A 19,326-nucleotide genomic window follows, 5' to 3' on the forward strand; every position below is an offset into this window, starting at 1 on the left:
AAATGCCGGTGGACAGCCGCAAGAGAGTGTCCCGCCGGTCACCTCGACCAAGCCTGGCCGGGCTGCGGTCGTACGACCAGTAAATAAGTAGCCGCGAATCGTGCGCTAACGCGGTGCCGGTCGATCACCATCTGAGTGGCTAGACCGATATTTGGTTGACGGCGCCGCTAAGTGGCCTCCTGGACGGTGTGCTGACCACGCGTGGACTACACAGCCGTGTGTCATACCCCGCCCGTACGCTTCGTGCCCATGGATCCCGTGTCATCGGAACGGAAGCCGTGGGCCGAGCGTTCACAAACCATCGGCGCGCTGCCGGGCAAGCGCGACGACCTCCTCGCCGCTCTCCGCGTTGTCCTTGAGAGCCTTCCCGCTGGCCCTGGCACGCGGATCAGCCTCGTCCGGGCGAACGGGACGAGCGTCGACGCGGATCTCGAGGAAATCTGCAAGCGCCAACTGTCCGCCATGGGCCTGGTGTCGCGACGTCATGACGGCGTCTGGGTGCCGGCCGTGGCGGCCTCATCATGGCTGGCCGACGCATCGTCCCAGTCGCTCGCGGTCTACCTGCATGGCCGGGTGAAATTCTTCGGCGAGCTGCTCCAGACGCTGCCGGAGACCCGTGGGAGGGCTGATCTGCTCGAGAAGGCGCGATCCTTCGGCCTGTTCTGGACCAGCCCCGATCAGATTCATCGGCGGATCACCTGGTTCACGGCGCTCGGACTGGTCGAGCGCTGGGGGAACAAATACGTGTTGACTACCTCCGGCGAAGCATTCCTTGACGAGGTCATTCTCACGTCTCCCGACGAAGCTACGAAGACTCCGCTTATTACTCGGCTGGACGAAGCCGATTTGCCGGATCCGGCCGACTGGGTCAGCCGACGGATCCGCGAACTGACTCCCTCCACACTGCGCGGGCGTAAGTCGCTCATCGGATACATTCCGCGCGGCCGTAATGCTCGGGGCCGCGACGAAGCGGGCGCTGGTCAGTCGCTCATCGAATCGGTCAAGGCGGTGTGTGACATCCTTGGCGGCGGTGCCACGGCCGAGGAATTTTTCGAACGCTGCAGCGTCCGGCTGGGAATGAAAAGGAGCTCTTTCAACTCCACGCTGCATAGCTTCCGGCATCTCGGCGCCATCGACCTCGTCGCGTTCCAACGCTACGGCGTCTCCGCCGAGTTCTCTGGCCTCCTCGAGCTGGGCAACGAGATCGATCTGGTTCGCTACCTGCATACCAAATACGCGTTCGTCGTCGAGATGCTCGTCCACGCCGATGCCCCGACGCCGGTCGGTGAGCTGGTCCGCATCGCCAAGGAGCAGTACGGACAACCCATGTCCGACGCCGAGGTGCGAACCCGGCTGGGTTTCCTGAACGACGCGGGCCTAGTTGAGCGGATCGACTGGATGCGATACCGCACCACTGAGTTGGGGCGCATGCTCGCCGCCGAGCTGCCGCTGTCGGAGCCGCTCGGCGAACGCACTGACGGACCCCCCGGCGAGGAGCCTGCCAACGTCGACGACTCGCTGGCAACCGCGGAGACACTCGCGGCTCAACTGCGTGCATGTGCCTACCGCAGCGACTCGAGCGAGGAGTTCGAGGCCGCCGTGGCGGCCGCGTTCCGGTTCCTCGGGTTCCGCGCTGAGCATCTGGGCGGTAGCGGCCGGACGGACGTGCTGTTGACAGCCGAGCTGGCCGCGGCCGAGCGGTACGGAGCCATCGTCGAGGTGAAGTCGTCGGCTGCCGGGATGGTCGCGGAGAACAGCATCAAGTTCGACGCGCTCAAAGACCACCAGCGTAAGCACCTCGCCGACTACGGCTTGGTCGTTGGTCCCGGCTTCGGCGGCCGCATCCGAGACTGGGCAGTCAACAACGGCTTCACGCTGTTGACCGTTGATGACCTTGCGGCCCTGCTCCGTCGGCATCGGATCAGCCCTCTCACCCTGACTGAACTCCGCGTGCTGTTCGAGCGGACCGGTGACGACCTCACCGACATCGAGGAGCAGTACAACGGAGCCGAACGATCGATCGATCTGATCACCCGCCTGATGGAGCTGCTGTACAACGAGGCCAACGATGAGGAACCGCTTAAGGGCGGCGCGATCAGCCGAGAGAATATTTCGTACGCCCTCAGGTCGATGAACCCCAGACCCGCGAAAGCCGCGATCGACGAGTGTCTCCAGCTGTTGACGCACGACCTCGTCCGCGGCGCATTGCAGGACGGGCCGTATTACCGCCTGGCTGACGCCCCGTCTAATGTCATGCGGCGGCTCGCCGGCCTCGGCATGGCCCTGGGCCGGTTTCAGTACCTTTGACGGATTCCTAGCGCCGGACATGTGGATCGATCATGAGCTCGACAAGGCACGCGAGCGCGACGAGCAATCCTTCGGCCGAGCGAAGGTGGCGGCCCGCGTTTAGTTGGCAGACGGCTAAGGCGTGCTCAAGTATGTGTGAGCCCGGTGTGAGCCCGGACGGTTCTGGACTGGCGATTACGGGCGGGGACGGGCGAACAACGGCAAGGGCGCCTACCTGGATAGGTCGGCACCCCTGCGGACTATCGGCTATCGATCAACAGGTGCAAGATCCAACTCATAATCCCTCGGTCGCGGGTTCGAGTCCCGCCCGCCCCACGCTGTATTTACCTGGGGGCGACCCCCAGACCCCACGTTACGGTGGTCGCCCCAGGCAGTTGGCTGCCGGGTCACAGTGGGCTGAGCCGTCGGTTTGACTCTGGGAAGCGCCGCTGAAGCGGCCCGGCCTGCCCATGAACCGGTGATGCAGAACTGTTGCTGTCGTGGCGGAAGGCGCGCGGCGTGGCGCATTCTTCTGAAGCCGAAGCCGTCTACCTGCTCGGATTGTCTACTGGATCGGCGAGCTCAGCGACGAGCAGACCGATGACGACTTCATGCTCAGCGCGGACATCTGTTCATGGACGGGCACCAGGCTGCTGCAACATCTACTGGAGCGCCTCGACTCGGCGTCGCCGCACCGACCGCTGAATATCTGCACCCTGCACGCGTCCCGCTGTCCGATCCTCGTGCGCCGAGGTGCTCGATAGGCTCATCTCCACAGCCGACCTGAGCCGAACCGAACGCAACCAACTCGCCGGGCTTCAGTACGCGGTCCGCATCTCCGACCGCTGGGAAGGACCACAGGTGCCAGAAGACGCCGAGGCCATCGCCGCATTCGGATACGAGCTCGGGCTGCTGAAGCGCGTCCGCCGCACCGGCTGGTGGCACGCCGGAGTCCGCGACCCGGAATCGGTCGCCGCGTACACCATGCGCACCGCGCAACTGGCCGCCCTCATCGCTGCCGAGGAGGGCGCCGATCCCGCTCGTGCAGCGTTCCTTGCCTTGTGGCACGACTCGCAGGAGACCCGCACCGGCGACCTGCCTCACACCGCCACCGCGTATCTGGCCAAGCCAAACCCACGCCAGATCACGGCAGACCAGACCGAACGGCTCCCGGACCGCTCCCGCGACACGATCCGCGCCGCCGTTGATGAGTACGAGTCACGCCAGACGCTCGAAGCGCTCTGCGCCAAGGACGCCGACAAGCTGGAGATGCTTCTCCAAGCCATTGAATACCGCGACATCGGCATAAGCCGCGTCGACGGCTGGATCGACTCAGCTCAGAAGGACCTTAAAACCGAGACGAGCCGTCGGATCGCTGAAGCCGCAGTAAATCTGTCACCAATGACGTGGCGCTCTCGGTAGAGCCGTTTTGATCAATCGCCCTGGACTATCTGGGCAGCGACGGGTGCCGGCCGCGGGCCGTCATGTATCAACTCCCGCCACTATCGCGAGGCTGGCGATGGCCAAAGACGTGAAGGTCACCGCGGCAATGAGCAGCCAGCGCACCAGCTTCGGATATGGCCGGCTGAAGTACACCCCGGCGCCGCAGACTCCACCGACCGCACATGCCAAGGTGGGTCCAAGTCGCGCGCCGTCCGCTTCACCCCAGTAGAGGAAGAGCAGCGCAAAGATCCCGAGAAAGACGCAGACGCTTGCGATCGTGGACCGGAGATTCCAGAACGCTGTCTGCTGCAGCCGGACGATCGCTTCCTGATACTCGGCCGCGACTGCCTCGCGCTCCTGTGACGTCCCGCGCCGTGCCCGACGGCCACTCTTCCTCGCCATACTGGGAACGGTAACTATCGATCGTGTTCACCAAGCCGTCACAGCCGGTCGTTGTCAGGAGCCGGGAACAATGCGGCCGGACCTGCAACCTGAATCGGACATCTCCTACGGCCAGGGTACGGATCTGGTGTGCGCGGAAACCCACGTGGAGATCGCGTGCTTTGCTTGTGGCGGCCCGCGCCGGCAACGGTGGCTGGCCTCGCGCCCCATCCAGCACAGGAGTTGCCCTATGGCCCGGTTCACCGTTACCCAGCAGGTGGGTGCGCCCGCCACCTCGGTGTGGGCCGCGATGGTGGACTGGCGCCGGCACGGTGACTGGGCGCCGTTGACGGAGGTACGGGTGACGACGTCGCTGCCTGACGGGGTGGGTGTGGAGTTCGTCGCCCGGACGGGGATCGGATGGCTGGCGTTCGACGACCCGATGACGGTGGAACTGTGGCGGCCGCCGGGCGGGGACGCGCAGGGTGATGAGCCGGGCCGCTGCGAGGTGGTCAAGCGGGGCCGGGTGGTGCGCGGCCGGGCCGGGTTCTCGGTGGTGCCGTTGCACTCCGGCCGGTGCCGCGTCGACTGGGACGAGGACGTGACCGTGACTCCTCATCGTGTCACCAGCTTCGCCGGGCCGTTGCTGTCTCTCGCCGGTCGGATCGGCTTCGGCGCAACCCTGCGAGCGATGGCCAGGGACGTGGAGCGGCGGTCCCGGTGACGAGGGTCCACCTCGGCGTTCGTCCCTAGCGGCTGGCGGGCCCGTCCTGGTCTCGGCCGTCGAGGTAGGCCAGCACGGCCAGCACCCGGCGATGCTGGCTCGTCGAGGGTGGCAGGCCGAGCTTGGCGAACAAGCCGTTGATCAGGTTGTTGACCGACTTCTCGGTGATGACGAGCCGCTCGGCTATCGCGGCATTCGAATGGCCCTCGGCCATGAGCCGCAGCACGTCCTGTTCCCGCGGGGTCAGTTCGGACAACGGGGTACGTCCGTGCAGGAGGCGCTCGACCACGTCCGGGTCGATGACGGTGCCGCCGCCCGCGACCTGGCGCAGCGAGGCTACGAATTGGCGTACGTCACCGACCCGGTCCTTGAGCAGGTAGCCGACCGCGCCCGCGCGGTCGGCGAGCAACTCGCGGGCGTAGAGCCGCTCGACATACTGGGACAGGACCAGCACCGGCAGGCCGTGGACCCGCTGCCGGGCGGCCACGGCGGCGCGCAGGCCCTCGTCGGTGAACGTCGGCGGCATCCGGACGTCGACCACGGCGATGTCGGGACGGACCTCGACCAACCGCTCGGTGAGCTCCGATCCGTCGACCACCGTCGCCACCACGTCGAAGCCGTACGCGGTCAGCATGCGGGTGAGACCGTCGCGCAGCAGGGCCTGGTCCTCGGCTATCAGGACGCGCACGGCAGCTCCATCTCCAGCACCGTCGGGCCACCCGCCGGGCTGCTCACCCGCAGTTCACCGTCGAACGCGGCCAACCGGCGGCGGATGCCGAGCAGGCCGGTGCCGCCGGCCGGGTCGGCGCCGCCGTGCCCGTCGTCGCGGACGGTGATGTGCAGGGCCGTGCCGGTGTCGGCGATGGTCACCTGGATGCTGGTGGCGCCGCTGTGCCGGCCGGCGTTGGCGAGCGCCTCCGCGACGGCGAAGTAGGCGGCGGCCTCGACGGGGGCGGTGAGTCGCCGGTTCAGCCTCAGGTCCAGCTCGGCGGGGAACGCGGTGTCGAGCACGAGCGCCTCGACCGCGGCGGCCAGCCCGCGGTCGGCCAGCATCGGCGGGTGCACACCGCGTACCAGATCTCGCAGTTCGGTGAGCGCCGCGCCGACGCCTACCCTGGCCTCGGCGACCAGAGCCTTGGCGACGGCCGGGTCGGCGTCGATGACGTCCTCGGCCACGCCGAGGCTCATCGACATCGCGACCAATCGTGCCTGCGCGCCGTCGTGCAGGTCGCGCTCGATGCGGCGCAGCTCGGCGGCGGACGCGTCGACGGTGGCCGCACGGGTGGCGGTCAAGCTGTCGACCCGTTCGGTCAGCGCCGCCTTGGAGGTCGGGGTGAGCAGAGCCGCCGCGAGGCGGGCCTGACCGTGGACGAGGAACCGGGGCAGCCGGTAGGCGGCGACGGCGAGTCCGATACCGACCGGGATCAGGATCCAGCTGAACACCGTGGACCGGCCGGTCAGTTCCAGCACCACCGGGTCGTATCCGGTCGGTTCCGGCAGCGCCGCCAGCAGCACGGGGGCGGTGACACATTGGAGCGCGCCCAGCCAGAGGGCGGCCGTCAGCACGAAACAGGCCAGGCCGACGACGAACTGGCAGGCCAGCCAGGCGAAGTCGTACCAGGTCGCGGCCTCGCCGAGGATCGAGCGCAGCCGGGCGAGCATTCCGGTGGGCAGAGATCGGTACGGGGCCGGCACCGCCACGTCGAGCACCGCGGCCACCCTGCGGCGCTGGAGCCCGGCGAGCCGGCGGGTGACCCACACGACCGCCGCGAAGAGCACGAGACCCAGGCCGGCCACCAGGCTCGCCGGTACCGAGGCGAGGAGAAGGAACAGCAGCACGGGTGCGGGCAGGGCGATCACCGCGCTCACCGCCAGCCAGACCAGGTTCTGTCCATGACTGCGAATCTGCTTCACGGCCTCGACAGTAGGGCCCGCGGATGGTGGCCGACAGGGTGTCTGCACCCCGTTGATCCCAGGTGTTTCCGCCCTGGGGCGCCGGGTGGCGTGACGACCATGCTGACTCCCGACGAACCGAGATCGACCCGGGAGACCCGAATGCGAAAGATCGCCCTAGCGGCACTCGTAGCGCTGTCAGTGGCGCCGGTCGCCGTGCCGGCGCCGGCTTCCGCCGTGCCGGCGGACGTCGTTGCCACCGAGGTCCAGTTCACCGGCGCCGGCGGTGTGGTTCTGCACGGCACCGTCCTCGAACCGGCCCGGGACGCCGGCACGACGCGGCGGCCGGGGATCGTGATGCTCGGAGGCGCGGGCAACCGCGGCCGGCAATATCTGATGCCGGAAGCGCGGGCTTATGCCCGGCACGGCATCACCACCCTGGTGTACGACAAGCGCACCGTCGGCTATTCGATGGTGAAGCGGGACTACGGGCTGCTCGCCGACGACGCGCTCGCCGGGCTGCGACTGCTGCGTGCCCGGCCGGACGTCGACCCGGACCGGATCGGGCTGTGGGCACTGTCCGAGGGAGCGTTCGCCGCCCCGATCGCGGCCGGCCGCTCCACCGATGTCGCATTTCTCGTGACCGTCGGCGCGGTCGGCGTCACCCCGGCTGCGCAGACCGCTTGGGCGTACGGCACGTACCTCGAGCATGCCGGCGTCAGTGGATCGCTGCCCGCCACCATGCGGGGTGCCGCGGTCCGCACCGCGATCGGGGCGGGTATCTTCGCCGAGTCCGATTTCGATCCGCTGCCGCACTGGGAGCGGGTGCGGCAGCCGGTGCTCGCCCAGTGGGGTCGCCTCGACCGGGACGCCGTGCCCGGACAGAGCAGCCGGCTCATCCGGACGGCGCTGGAGCGCGGCGGGAACACGCAGCATGCGATCCGGTTCGTCGACGCCACCAACCACAACCTGCACCGCACCGCCGACGACGGCTTCGACCGCCTGCCGGACCTGCCGGCGGACTACGGCGACGTCGAGGCGCGCTGGATCGCCGACCCGTGGCAGGCGTCCGTCCCGAGCGGTGACTTCGGCCCGGAGCCGGCCGCACCGGTGATCGGCGCGCCGGCCTGGTACGAGAACGGCGCGGTCCAGCTGCTGGTGCTCGTGGCGCTGCTCGCCGCGTTCGCCGCTTACCCGATGGTCGCCGCCGGCCGCCGCATCCGTCGCCGCCCGCGCGTCGCCACGCTTCGGTCGGCCCGCTGGCTCGCCGTGCTGGGCCCGGCCACCGTCGCCGGTACGTTGCTGTACCTGTTCGTGCAACTCGCCACCGCGGCGAAAGTGCCCGGACCCGTCCTCCTGGGCCGCCCGGTGGTGTGGCTCGGCCTGCAGCTGCTCGCCTGCGTCACGGTCGTTGCCACGCTCATCGTCGCGGGGAACCTGGTCCGGCGCCGCCCGGCCGACCGGGTCCGGCTCGGCCTGCTCACGGCGGCCGGACTGCTTCTCGTCCCGTGGGCTGTCCACTGGGGATTGCTCCTTCCGTGAACCTGACATTGCGACGTGAGCCGAGAGGTCGAGGATCTTCACCGGCGCCTGCTCCGCGCCCGGGACGCGATCGGCAGGGGATATGCCCGGCCGCTCGACGTCGCCCTGCACGGCCTCGTCCTCAACACCGACGACGTCCGGGGGCTCCACGAGGACCTCAGGGCGCGCGGTTTCACCGACTTCACCCAGGAGCCGACCGAGCACTTCTACGGCACCGACATGACACTGCGGGACCCGTCCGGCAACGAGGTCCGGATCCTCCAGCAGGGCAAATCCTGACGGTACGACTACTGGCGGGCCGGAAGTCGCCAGAGGTCCAGGAGACGATCGATGTCGTCGCGGATCTGGGCTCGGGCCCGGTCCCGCGGCACCCCGGCCATCAGCAGCTCGTCGTACGCGGTGTCCTCGTGCCGCACCGAGGCGATCACCGCCCGCGTCACCGCGTCCGGGTCGAGGGCGCGGCCGGCCGCGCTGCGGCCGACGCGGCCGCTGCCCCGGGTGCCGGTGTGCTGGCTGATGGCCTGCGCCCGCGCCGGCGGGCAGGACGGGAACAGCCGGGCGATCTCCTCGGCCAGGTCACGCTGGAACACCTCGTCCGCCGCCTCGCGGCGCTGCCGGTCGCGTTCCCGGCGCCGGGCGCGGGCCTCCTCATCGGACAGGCACTGCTCTTCGGCCTGTTCGATCGCGGCCTGCTCGACCAGGAGGCCCTGCCGTTCGTGGCGCTTGCGGGAGCGGTTGAACCGCACGACCACCGCGGACAGCCGGCTGGCCTGTTTGGCGCGGCGGGTCAGGGCGGCGTCGCCGGCCGGCAGGAAGACCAGGTGGTCCAGGTCGGCGCAGGTCAGGCAGATCGGGCCGGCGGTCTCCATGGTCAGCAGGTCGGCATCGGTCCGGCCGCAGAGGGTGCAGGTGAAGGCTTTCGCGGGCTGCACGACGACCAGGTCCGGTGGTTTGTTCTGCTTGGTGGTGAGCCGTTGCCGCTGCTGTTCCGGCAGGTCGGCCGGCATCCAGTGGGTGCGGAAAGCCCGCTCCCGCGCGGCATCGCCGTCGGCGGTGAAGCGCAGCGGCCGGCGGTCGTGGGTGGCGGAGACGTAATCGACCTCGCTGGGGCGCAGGTCACGGCCGGCCACCCAGCGGTGGAACACCTCCAGGGCGTCGGTGAGCCGGGCGGGGGAGACCGCCGCCACCGCCTCCAGGTGCGGCACCCGGCCCTGCCGCCAGTCCGTCACCAGCCCGGACGGGACCCAGCCCAGACCGGTCAGCACATCGAGCGGGCTCACGTGACGTTGCCGCGTCAGCGCCTGCTCGGCGGCGGTCACCACCCGGCGTTCCAGCTTCGAGGTGGGCTGCATGGGCGGCAGGTTACCCCGCGACGCGGCGCACCGCGGTCATCAGCAACCGCCAGAAGGCGTCCACGTCGAGGCTCACCGCGACGGCCGCGTTCGGCGGCTGCCCGGTGCGGTGATGCAGATCCACGACGGTCGCGCCGCGGGTGTGGGCGCCGGCCAGTTCGACGGTCACCGGGACCGCGACCGTCCGGATGACCGCCGGGTCGATGACGGCGGCCACCGCGATCGGGTCGTGCACCGGTGGATGGGCGAAACCGAACACCCGACGGTAGGTCGCTGCGAAGAACGTCATCAGTTCCGCGCAGATCGTGCCCAGCCGGGTGCCCATGCCCTCGAACTCGGCGATGACCGGCGAGGTCGCCAGCGCCTGATGGGTGACGTTCAGGCCGATCATTGTGGTCGGCAGGCCGGATCGCAGCACGATGTCGGCGGCCTCCGGGTCGGTGACGATGTTGAACTCGCCGTACGGCGTCGTGTTGCCCCGCTCGGTCGAGCCGCCCATGAAGACGACCCGCCGCACCCGCGGGACGACCTCGGGGTGGCCGCGCAGCAGCAACGCGACGTTGGTCAGCGGCCCGGTGGCGATCAGCGTGACCGGCTCGGTGGCCTCCACGATCAGCCGCCGCATGAGGTCGACCGCGTGGACGTCCGCGACCTCACCGACCGGTACGTCGAGGTCAGGCCCGTCCAACCCGGACGCCCCGTGGATGTCCGAGGCGACCGTGAGCTCACCGATCAGCGGCCGCGCGCTTCCCGCCGCCACCGGAATCCCGGTGGCCCCGGCCAGGGCGAGGATCTTCAGCGCGTTCCGCGTCGTCTTGTCCAGCGTCTGGTTGCCGGCGACCGTGGTCACGCCGAGCAGGCGTAACCGCGGGTCACCGGCGGCCAGCAGCAGAGCCAGCGCATCGTCGTGTCCCGGGTCGCAGTCGACGATCACCGGTTGAGCAGCGAAGTCCCCCACACCGACGACGATAGGTGCGCCAGGCGGCGACCCGCGAGGCGTCCTGTGGCCGGCGTCGCCAGATGTCCGACCGCCCCGATCATCAGATACAGCGCACCGAACCACCAGAACGCCGCGAACAGGAAGCTCTCCCCGGTCAGCGCCATGAGCATGACCACGGCACCGCCCGCGGCGATCACCGCGTACGCCGCCCGGACGCCGAAGGCGCAGAGCGCGCCGAGGATCAGCGGACCGGGGATCCAGAGCAGCGCACCGGCCCAGGAGATCCCGATCTTCTCGGTGCCGAGCGCCGAGGCGACGAGAATGCCGGGGAAGGCCACGAACGCCGCGGCGGTGAGGTGCCACAGCCGGACGGCGACCCGGCCGCGTTCGCGCCGCATCGCCCACGGCGTGATCGTCGCCGCCCAGAGCATCATCATCAGCGGGACGTAGTGCAGGGCGATCTCGCCGTCGACGAAGATCAGCGCGGTGACGGCCGCGGCGACGGCGGCACCGGCCCGGCCGCGCACCCCGGCGGGCAGGGCGAACGGCAGGGCCGCCAGCAGGGCCGGCACCAGCGTGAGAATCGCCAGGCCGGGGCCCGCTTCGGGCGGGTTCGACACGGTGCCGGGCAGCAGGAAGGTCACCCAGACCGCGGTGAGCGCGGCGACCGCCACCGAGATCACCCGCAGGATCCGGCCGGCCGTTGCGGCGTGGTCGGGCGTGTGCTCGGGCAGGGCCAGCTCTTCGCGTGCCTGTCGCGCCACCGCCTGCGGGCTGCCGAGCCCGGCCAGCACCTGGTCGATGGTCCGGCCGCCGGCCAGGGCGTCGGTGATGTGGGCGCGGACGTCCTCGACGATCTCCCGCGCCTCCGGCAGTTCGGCGCCGAGTGCCCGCAGGTAGGCCTCGGCCGCCCCGGGCAGGGCGTCGTTGGTCATGCTTCCTCCGCTGTCAGCTCGTCCACGTGCGGTTGGATGTCGCGCCACACCGCCGTGAAGACGCGCAGCTGCGCCCGTCCCTGGTCGGTGATCGCGTAATACCGCCGGGCATGCCCCTGCTCGGGCGTCGACCAGCGGGTCTCGACGGTGCCTGCCTGCCGCATGCGGGCGAGCAGTGGGTAAAGGCTGCCCTCGCTGGCGGTCAGGCCGCGTTCGACCAGCCTGTCGGCGAGCTCCAGACCGTACATGTCGCGCTGTGAGAGCAGCGCGAGCACGCAATATTCCAGGACGCCCTTGCGGATGTTGGTGGTGATCCGCTCGCGCGTGTTGTCCATGGGGCGCAAGATACCTTGCATAGCAAGATGTTCAACCTGGCCGTTCAGGCATCCTTGGCGACAACCAGTGATGATGGTGCGATCGTCGAGAAGACGATCAAAACTGGAGGGGGCTGCTCTGTACCAGGACGCCGACGACGCGTACCTCTGGCTCGAGGCCTTGGACGCGCCGGATGCCACGCAGTGGGCCGCGGAGCGCAGCGCGGAGACGCTGGCCGCGCTCGCCGGTGAGGACCTCGACCGGATGACGGACGCCGTCCGGGAGGTGCTCGACAGCAAGGACCGGATCCCGGTCCCGGGCTGGCGGGGTGACGGCTTCCTCTACGACTTCTGGCAGGACGCCGACCATCCGCGCGGGCTGTGGCGGCGGACCACCCTGGAGCAGTTCCGGCGCGACGAGCCCGAGTGGGACGTGCTGCTCGACGTCGACGCGCTGAACGCCGCGGAGGGCGAGAACTGGACGTGGGGCGGTGTGACGGTGCTGCGCCCCGGATACGACCGCTGCCTGGTCAAACTGTCCCGTGGCGGCGCCGACGCGGTCGTGGTCCGCGAGTTCGACCTGCGCGACCGGGCCTTCGTCGCGGACGGGTTCACGCTGCCCGAGGCGAAGAGCGACGTCGGCTGGATCGACGCCGACCACATCTATGTGGGGACCGACTTCGGACCCGGCTCGCTGACCTCGTCGGGTTACCCGCGTGTCGTCAAGCGGTGGCGGCGCGGCACCCCGCTGGCGGCGGCGGAGCTGGTCTTCGCGGGCGAGGCCGACGACGTCCTGGTCACCGCCTGGCACGACCCGACACCGGGTTACGAACGCGACTTCGTCAGCCGCCAGCGCGACTTCTACCACCGGCAGCAGTTCCTGCTCGACGGCGAGCTCGTCCGGATCGACGTCCCGGAGGACGCCGACTGCGACGTGCACCGTGACTGGCTGCTGATCCGGCTCCGGTCGCCGCTGACCGCCGGCGAGGAGACCTACCCGGCCGGCGCGCTGCTCGCCGCCGACCTCAACGGTTATCTGGCCGGCGAGCGGGACCTCACCGTCCTGTTCCGGCCGGACGAGCGCACGTCGCTCAGCTCCTACTCCTGGACCCGCAACCATCTGCTGCTGGTCACCATCACCGACGTCACGACCCGGGTGCACGTGCTCACCCCGGGCACGCCGGACTGGGACCGGCAGCCGTTGCCCGGCGACACCGAGTTCGGCCACTCCTGGATCGTCGACACCGACCCCGACAACAGCGACTCCTACCTGATCGCCTCCGAAGGATTCCTGCAGCCGGCCACGCTCGGTTACGGCACCGTCGGCGGCGAGGTGGAGATCCTCAAACGCGAGCCAGCGTTCTTCGACACGGACGGCATGGCGGTGCGGCAGTTCTTCGCCACCTCCGCCGACGGTACGCGGGTGCCGTACTTCGTCGTCGGTGGCGCCGCGGCCGGCGGGCCCACGCTGCTCACCGGGTACGGCGGTTTCGAGATCTCGCTGACCCCCGCGTACAACGGGGTGATCGGACGCAGTTGGCTGGCCCGCGGCGGCACCTACGTGGTGGCGAACATCCGCGGTGGCGGGGAGTACGGCCCCGACTGGCACCGGGCCGCCCTGCGGGAGAACCGGGTCCGCGCCTACGAGGACTTCGCGGCCGTCGCCGGCGACCTGGTGGCGCGCGGGATCACCACGCCGGAGCGGCTCGGCATCTCCGGCGGCAGCAACGGCGGTCTGCTGATGGGTGTCATGCTGACCCGCTACCCGGAGCTGTTCGGGGCGATCGTCGCCCGGGTGCCGTTGTTCGACATGCGCCGCTACACGCAGCTGCTCGCCGGCAAGTCGTGGATCGCCGAGTACGGCGACCCCGACGACGAGGCCGACTGGGCGTACCTGCGCGAGTTCTCGCCGTACCACAACGTGCGGGCGGGCCAGCCGTATCCGCCGGTCCTCTTCATCACCTCGACCCGCGACGACCGGGTCCATCCGGGGCACGCCCGCAAGATGCTGGCCCTGCTGCGCCGGCACGGCTATCCGGCGGCGTACTACGAGAACGTCGAGGGCGGTCACGGCGGGGCCGCGGACAACGAGCAGAAGGCCCGCATCTCGGCGCTGACGATGGAGTTCCTCCGGCGCACACTTCGATGATCGTCGACTTTCCTATCAGGACTCTGACAAGATCGCCCGGTGAGAAGAACGAAGCTGTGGCGCGTCCTGGCGGCCGGGCTCCTGGCGGTCACCGCCGGCCTGGCCGCGCCGGTCCTGGCCGAGCCGGCGAAGCCGGCTCTGGCCTGGGACAACGGCCTTGCGCTGACGCCGCCGATGGGGTGGAACACCTGGAACACGTTCGAGTGCGACATCAGCGAGGACCTGGTCCGCGAGACCGCTGACCTGATGGTCGCCGAGGGCTGGCTGGCGGCCGGCTACAACTACGTCAACCTGGACGACTGCTGGTCGGCGAAGCAGCGGGACAGCTCCGGCAACCTGGTCGCCGACCCGGTGCGCTTCCCCAGCGGGATCAAGGCGCTGGCCGACTACGTGCACGCGAAGGGGATGAAGTTCGGCATCTACGCCGACAACGGCACCCGGACCTGCGCGGGCTACCCGGGCAGCCACGGCTTCGAGACCCGGGACGCCGCACTCTTCGCGTCCTGGGACGTCGACTACATCAAGTACGACAACTGCGCGTTCCCGGCGGACGCGGACGGGAACCCGCTCGAGCCGCACCAGGTCCGGTACAAGCGGATGCAGGACGCGATCATCGCGACCGGCCGGCCGATGATCCTGGCCATCTGCGAGTGGGGCCAGAGCCACCCGTGGAACTGGGGTCCGTCGGTCGGCAACCTGTGGCGCACCACCGGCGACATCCAGCCGTGGTGGGGCCGGATCGACCACATCTACCGGCTCAACGTCCCAGCGGCGTGGGCCGCGAAGCCGGGCGCCTGGAACGACCCGGACATGCTGGAGATCGGCTCCACGCCGTGGCCGGACAGGCCGGCCCTCACCTACGACGAGATGCGCAGCCACTTCAGCCTCTGGGCGATGATGAACGCGCCGCTGATCGCCGGCGCCGACCTGCGGAACCTGCCGGCCGACCTGAAGGCGATCCACCTCAACCGGGACGTCATCGCGATCAACCAGGACCCGCTCGGCGAGCAGGCCCGGCAGATCTACGTCGGCGGCACCGAGAACCTGGTCTACGGCGAGCGGCACGTCCTGGTCAAGCCGCTCGCGAACGGGGACCGGGTGGTCGCGCTGTTCAACCGCAGCGACACGACGCAGAGCATGTCGACCACGGCCAACTACCTGTCGCTGCCGGCGTCGAGCCAGTACACCGTCACCGACCTGTGGTCGAAACAGGTCACCACGACGACCGGCGCGATCAGCCGGACGGTCAAGCCGCACGAGACCGTGCTGCTGCGGGTGCGGGCCAACACCCCCGGTCCGGGTGGCTGGACCCGGCAGCTGGTCAGCAAGTCCTCCGGCAAGTGCCTGGACGACCCGAACTCGTCGACCGGCAACAACACCGAGGTGATCATCTACGCCTGTACCAACGGGGTGAACGAGCAGTGGACCTACACGCCCGGTAAGCAGCTGCAGGTCATGGGCAAGTGCCTGGACGCCTACAACCGGGGCACCACGCCGAACACCAGGGTGGTCCTCTACACCTGCAACGGGCAGGCCAATCAGCAGTGGAACGTCACCGCCGACGGCAAGATCATCGGAGTGCAGTCCGGTCTGTGCCTGGACGTCTACAACAACGAGACGGCCAACTCCACCCCGGTGATCCTCTACACCTGCAAGAACGCGCCCAACCAGATCTGGACCAGGCGCTAGACACGGGTGCTCTCACCCGTACCATCGGCCGGTGTTGAATCGACGGACCCCCGCGGCGGTGGCGCTCGCGCTGCTCGCCGCGGGTCTCCTGGGCGCTTGCGAAAAGGAGGCCGTCAAGGGCGCCGGCGAGCAGCGCGCCACCCGAGACATCACTGCCCAAACCCGGCAATCCGCGGGGCCGGGCCGTCATTCCGGCGGCGGCGAGGCCGGTCGACACCACCGACCCGACGCGTACGGTCGGCAACGGCACCGCGGCCAGTTGCACCTCCACGGCGGTCGTCCGAGCGGTGGCGGCCGGCGGCATCATCACCTTCGACTGCGGACCGCAACCGGTCACGATCACCATGACCGCCACCGCCAAGGTGCGTAACACCAGCGCGAAGGTGGTCCTCGACGGCGGCGGCAAAATCACGCTGAGCGGGGCGGGCAAACGCCGGATCCTCTACCTGAACACCTGCGACCAGGCCCAGGGCTGGACCACCTCGCACTGCCAGGACCAGGACACTCCACGCCTGACGATCCAGAACATGGCGTTCACCAAGGGCGACAGCACGGGGGAGACGGCCGAGGGCGGTGGCGCGGCGGTGCGCGTTCTCGACCAGGGCGGCGACGACCCGGTGTACGTGGTGGGCAGCACGTTCACCGGCGGAGTGTGCTCCAACGGCGGGGCGCTGAGCAGCATCGGCGTCTCCTGGACCGTGCTGAACAGCCGTTTCGCGAACAACGAGGCGGTCGGCAGGGGCGCGAACCCGGCCCGGGCCGGCACCCCGGGCGGGGGTAGCGGCGGCGCGATCTACCTGGACGGCGACCGGTTCACGCTGACCGTCGACGGGACCGTCATCGAGCGGAACCGGGCCGCGGAGGGCGGTGGTGCGGTGTTCTTCGTGAGCAACGACCGCACCGGGGAATCTGACCGTCCGACGTTCCACGCTGCGCCAGAACCGCAGCGCGGGATTCGAGACCGACGGGCTGCCGGGCATCTTCTTCCTCGGCGCGAACGCCTCGGTCACGAAGTCTGGGTGAGGATCTCGTTGACGACCTTCTGCATCTCGGCGCGGGACTTCACCGGCGACGTGGCGTCCAGCGCCACCTGCCACTGCGGCCGGCCCTCGCCGGTCGCGGCGAAGAAGTGGCTCATGACGAGCTGGTAGCGGCTCTTCTCCACCTCGAGGAACTTCGTGGTGGCGTCGAACTTGCGCGGTTTCTCGCCGGCGCGGAACCAGTTCTTGCTCAGCGTGTTCTGCTGCTTGGCGCCGCACGGCGCCGGGCAGGCTCGCAGCAGGACGGCGAGACGCTTGCCGCTGCCCGGGTTGCCCTCGTCGACGCAGATGTAGGCCTTGGAGTCCGGGATGTCGGTCCGGGCGACGAGGCAGCCCCAGCTCTGCGGCGTACGGAAGGCGAACGGCCACCCCTCGAACTGCATGGTGAACGTCTTCTCCCCGTCCTCGAAGGTGGCCCCGGTGAGCCGGCGGCCCGGCTGCCCCTCCTTGAGCGCGGGCTTCTCCTCGCCGGCCGGTGGCTCGGGCAGGTTCGGCAGCGCGGGCGCGGACGCCGGCAGCCCGGGCAGCTCGGGGATGCTCCGGCTGGAGTCCGACGTGGAGAGGGCCGCCGCCCGGTTCATGGCCAGCGTCCCGCCGAACGAGCAGAGCGCCATCAGCATGAGCAGGACGAGCAGGATCACCGAGGCCACCAGGCCGGGGTACTTCTGCGGCCCGGCCCCGAGGGCGCCGCGCATGTAGACGATCAGCGGGGCCCGGTACTCCAGCTCGACGGTCTGGCCGGGCGCCGCGGTGACGATCAGGTCGGCCTTCCCGATGCGGCGGGGCATCAGGTACGGCACGTGCACGTGGACGTGGTGCTGCCCCGGCGCGACCGGCGCCACGATCGGCCGTCGCCAGCCGGCCGGGACCGGCTGACCGTCGATCTCCAGAACCGGGGTGAACAGCCCCAACAGGAACCCGAGCCACGAGTACTTCATGGTGACGGCGACGGCCGACGCCTCGCCCGGATACGGGTAGTACTCCGTCGCGGAGGACGGCCATGGGTGGGTGTACATGTCTGGGAGAACACCGCCGCCGAGCCCCGGGTTCAGGTTGACCACGCTCCCGTTCTGCAACCTCTTTGCCATCAGCCGAGGCCTGCAACCCGGGTGAAACCCGCCGAATGAGAGGTCACCCCCCGAAAAGCAACCCAAGCGAAGAGGCCAACCCCCGATGACCAGCACCCGCTTCCGCGCGTACATCCTGACCTTCTCGTTCCTGCTGTGCATGGTTCTGCCGGTCTCCCAGGCCCAGGCGGCCACGACCGCGGCGCCGACCATGGCGGACCGGATGGCCGCGGTGAAGGTGGCCAAGTCGCTGAACTACTACCCGTCCGACGCCGGCTGGTCGGCCATGTGGACCAACTTCAACGCCACCCGCATCGAGCAGGACATGGCCAAGATCGCCGCGCTCGGGGCGGACAACGTCCGGGTGATCGTCTTCCCGCAGGCGTTCGGCTACCCGCAGCCGAAGACCGAGTACACCGAGAAGCTGCGCAAGTTCATCAGCATCGCGGACGCGAAGGGCCTCACCGTCAAGGTGACCCTCTTCGACTGGTGGGCCGGCTACACCGACGTGGCGAACAGCGTCACCTGGGCGAAGGCCGTGCTGGCCCCGTACGTGAACGACCCGCGGGTGATCGCGGTCGAGGTGAAGAACGAGTTCCAGCCGAACGACACCGCCGCTGTCACCTGGGTCCGCCAGGTCATCCCGGCGATCCGTGCCGCGGCCCCGGCCATGCCGCTGACCCTCTCGGTCGACGGCGCCACCGGCGCGGCCGGCATGGCGAAGATCAAGGCGGAGCTGACCGCGACCCCGCTGGACTACTACGACTTCCACTTCTACGGCAACTCGGAGCGTTCGCTCGCCGAGATCCGCAAGGCCCAGGCCGCGGTCGCACCCTCTCCGATCGTCATCGGCGAGACCGGGGTGAGCAGTGCGGTGGTTAGCGAAGGGGAGCAGGCTGCCTACCTGGCCCGGGTGTTCCGTGCCGCCAAGGAGGCCGGCGTCGGCTCGGTGTCGCCGTGGACGCTGAACGACTTCTCGACCGGTGCCATCCCCAGCAACTCGATCGTCTCGACGCTGCCGGCCCAGTACAAGTTCGGCCTCTACCGCGCCAACGGCACCGCCAAGCTCGCCGCCTCCGTGGTCCGCACCGCCTGGACGACCGGCACCATGCCGAACAGCTTCCTGAACCTGGGCTTCGAGGCCGCCGAGGTCGACTCGCCGTGGCGCGAGAACCAGCCGCAGGCCGGCGCCGGCGTGGTCACCACCGACATGCCCCGCAACGGCACCAAGTCGATCAAGTTCGCCGGCACCACGCGTACCTCGGCCGGGCTGCCGTCGGTGGTCACCGCCCCGATCACGCCCGTCCAGGCCGGCTACCGGTGGCGCGCCGAGTCCTTCGCCCGCGGCATCAACGCGACCGGCACCACCGAGATGTCGCTGAGCTGGTTCGACGTCAACGGCAAGTGGCTCGGCCAGAACCTCTCGAACCGCCTGCCCGCCGGCAACACCACCTGGACCAAGCTCGTCATCGAGGCGACCGCCCCGGCCGGCGCGACCAGCGTCCAGCTCCACCTCAAGTCCGGCGACAACACCGGCACCGTCTGGTTCGACGATGTGGCGATGTCCTGAC

The 19,326-nt window shown here is 69.6% G+C and carries 16 protein-coding genes; 8 read left to right on the plus strand and 8 right to left on the minus strand.

All coding sequences use genetic code 11. The features are described 5' to 3' along the window. Window positions 1-249: 249 nt before the first annotated feature. Together AB0F81_RS37310 and AB0F81_RS37315 are read left to right on the plus strand one after the other, a co-directional pair. Window positions 250-2,307 carry a hypothetical protein gene (locus tag AB0F81_RS37310; protein ID WP_360205358.1) on the plus strand — a complete coding sequence of 686 codons (2,058 nt, stop codon included), beginning with the start codon at window positions 250-252 and terminating at the stop codon, window positions 2,305-2,307. 840 nt (window positions 2,308-3,147) lie between these two features. Next, complete coding sequence (locus AB0F81_RS37315; protein ID WP_360205360.1) at window positions 3,148-3,708, plus strand: HD domain-containing protein; 561 nt, start codon at window positions 3,148-3,150, stop codon at window positions 3,706-3,708. A gap of 60 nt (window positions 3,709-3,768) precedes the next feature. Here the strand turns inward: AB0F81_RS37315 and AB0F81_RS37320 are convergent, their stop codons facing one another. Then, window positions 3,769-4,131: a hypothetical protein gene (locus AB0F81_RS37320; RefSeq protein WP_360205362.1), complete on the minus strand. Its 363-nt coding sequence runs from the start codon at window positions 4,129-4,131 to the stop codon at window positions 3,769-3,771. 229 nt (window positions 4,132-4,360) lie between these two features. Here AB0F81_RS37320 and AB0F81_RS37325 point away from each other — a divergent pair, with 229 nt between their 5' ends. Next, window positions 4,361-4,834 (plus strand): SRPBCC family protein, encoded by a 474-nt coding sequence (locus tag AB0F81_RS37325; protein WP_360205365.1) that lies wholly within the window; start codon window positions 4,361-4,363, stop codon window positions 4,832-4,834. Window positions 4,835-4,859: 25 nt separating this feature from the next. On the opposite strand, the gene AB0F81_RS37330 is transcribed toward AB0F81_RS37325, so the two are convergent. Together AB0F81_RS37330 and AB0F81_RS37335 are read right to left on the minus strand one after the other, a co-directional pair. Continuing rightward, a complete protein-coding gene (locus AB0F81_RS37330) occupies window positions 4,860-5,522 on the minus strand; it encodes a response regulator transcription factor (protein WP_360205368.1) in 663 nt (220 codons plus the stop codon). Beyond that, on the minus strand, window positions 5,510-6,748 hold the full coding sequence (locus AB0F81_RS37335; protein WP_360205370.1) for a sensor domain-containing protein: 1,239 nt from the start codon (window positions 6,746-6,748) through the stop codon (window positions 5,510-5,512). Before AB0F81_RS37335 ends, AB0F81_RS37330 begins: the two co-directional genes overlap by 13 nt. A gap of 141 nt (window positions 6,749-6,889) precedes the next feature. Here AB0F81_RS37335 and AB0F81_RS37340 point away from each other — a divergent pair, with 141 nt between their 5' ends. Together AB0F81_RS37340 and AB0F81_RS37345 are read left to right on the plus strand one after the other, a co-directional pair. Further along, window positions 6,890-8,269 carry a hypothetical protein gene (locus tag AB0F81_RS37340; protein WP_360205373.1) on the plus strand — a complete coding sequence of 460 codons (1,380 nt, stop codon included), beginning with the start codon at window positions 6,890-6,892 and terminating at the stop codon, window positions 8,267-8,269. A gap of 15 nt (window positions 8,270-8,284) precedes the next feature. After that, window positions 8,285-8,548: a VOC family protein gene (locus AB0F81_RS37345; RefSeq protein ID WP_360205376.1), complete on the plus strand. Its 264-nt coding sequence runs from the start codon at window positions 8,285-8,287 to the stop codon at window positions 8,546-8,548. A gap of 8 nt (window positions 8,549-8,556) precedes the next feature. Here the strand turns inward: AB0F81_RS37345 and AB0F81_RS37350 are convergent, their stop codons facing one another. Genes AB0F81_RS37350 through AB0F81_RS37365 form a run of 4 tightly spaced genes read right to left on the minus strand, consistent with a single transcriptional unit; the run spans window position 8,557 to window position 11,831 of the window. Continuing rightward, complete coding sequence (locus AB0F81_RS37350) at window positions 8,557-9,621, minus strand: DUF2293 domain-containing protein (RefSeq protein ID WP_360205379.1); 1,065 nt, start codon at window positions 9,619-9,621, stop codon at window positions 8,557-8,559. Between the two features lie 10 nt (window positions 9,622-9,631). After that, complete coding sequence (locus AB0F81_RS37355) at window positions 9,632-10,579, minus strand: nucleoside hydrolase (protein WP_360205382.1); 948 nt, start codon at window positions 10,577-10,579, stop codon at window positions 9,632-9,634. Next, on the minus strand, window positions 10,552-11,496 hold the full coding sequence (locus tag AB0F81_RS37360; RefSeq protein ID WP_360205385.1) for a hypothetical protein: 945 nt from the start codon (window positions 11,494-11,496) through the stop codon (window positions 10,552-10,554). Before AB0F81_RS37360 ends, AB0F81_RS37355 begins: the two co-directional genes overlap by 28 nt. Next, window positions 11,493-11,831, minus strand: coding sequence for a PadR family transcriptional regulator (locus AB0F81_RS37365; RefSeq protein WP_360205387.1), 339 nt, complete (start codon window positions 11,829-11,831; stop codon window positions 11,493-11,495). Before AB0F81_RS37365 ends, AB0F81_RS37360 begins: the two co-directional genes overlap by 4 nt. A gap of 73 nt (window positions 11,832-11,904) precedes the next feature. On the opposite strand from AB0F81_RS37365, the gene AB0F81_RS37370 reads away from it, so the two are divergent. Together AB0F81_RS37370 and AB0F81_RS37375 are read left to right on the plus strand one after the other, a co-directional pair. Further along, window positions 11,905-13,959, plus strand: a complete 2,055-nt coding sequence (locus AB0F81_RS37370; protein WP_360205390.1) for a prolyl oligopeptidase family serine peptidase — start codon at window positions 11,905-11,907, stop codon at window positions 13,957-13,959. A gap of 39 nt (window positions 13,960-13,998) precedes the next feature. Further along, window positions 13,999-15,648: a ricin-type beta-trefoil lectin domain protein gene (locus tag AB0F81_RS37375; protein ID WP_360205393.1), complete on the plus strand. Its 1,650-nt coding sequence runs from the start codon at window positions 13,999-14,001 to the stop codon at window positions 15,646-15,648. A gap of 1,006 nt (window positions 15,649-16,654) precedes the next feature. Here the strand turns inward: AB0F81_RS37375 and AB0F81_RS37380 are convergent. Next, window positions 16,655-17,776, minus strand: coding sequence for a hypothetical protein (locus AB0F81_RS37380; protein WP_360205396.1), 1,122 nt, complete (start codon window positions 17,774-17,776; stop codon window positions 16,655-16,657). Window positions 17,777-17,861: 85 nt separating this feature from the next. On the opposite strand from AB0F81_RS37380, the gene AB0F81_RS37385 reads away from it, so the two are divergent. After that, window positions 17,862-19,325, plus strand: a complete 1,464-nt coding sequence (locus AB0F81_RS37385; protein ID WP_360205399.1) for a glycosyl hydrolase — start codon at window positions 17,862-17,864, stop codon at window positions 19,323-19,325. Window position 19,326: the final 1 nt, after the last annotated feature.

The sequence above is a fragment of the Actinoplanes sp. NPDC024001 genome (assembly GCF_040638955.1).
In the GTDB taxonomy this organism is placed as follows: domain Bacteria; phylum Actinomycetota; class Actinomycetes; order Mycobacteriales; family Micromonosporaceae; genus Actinoplanes.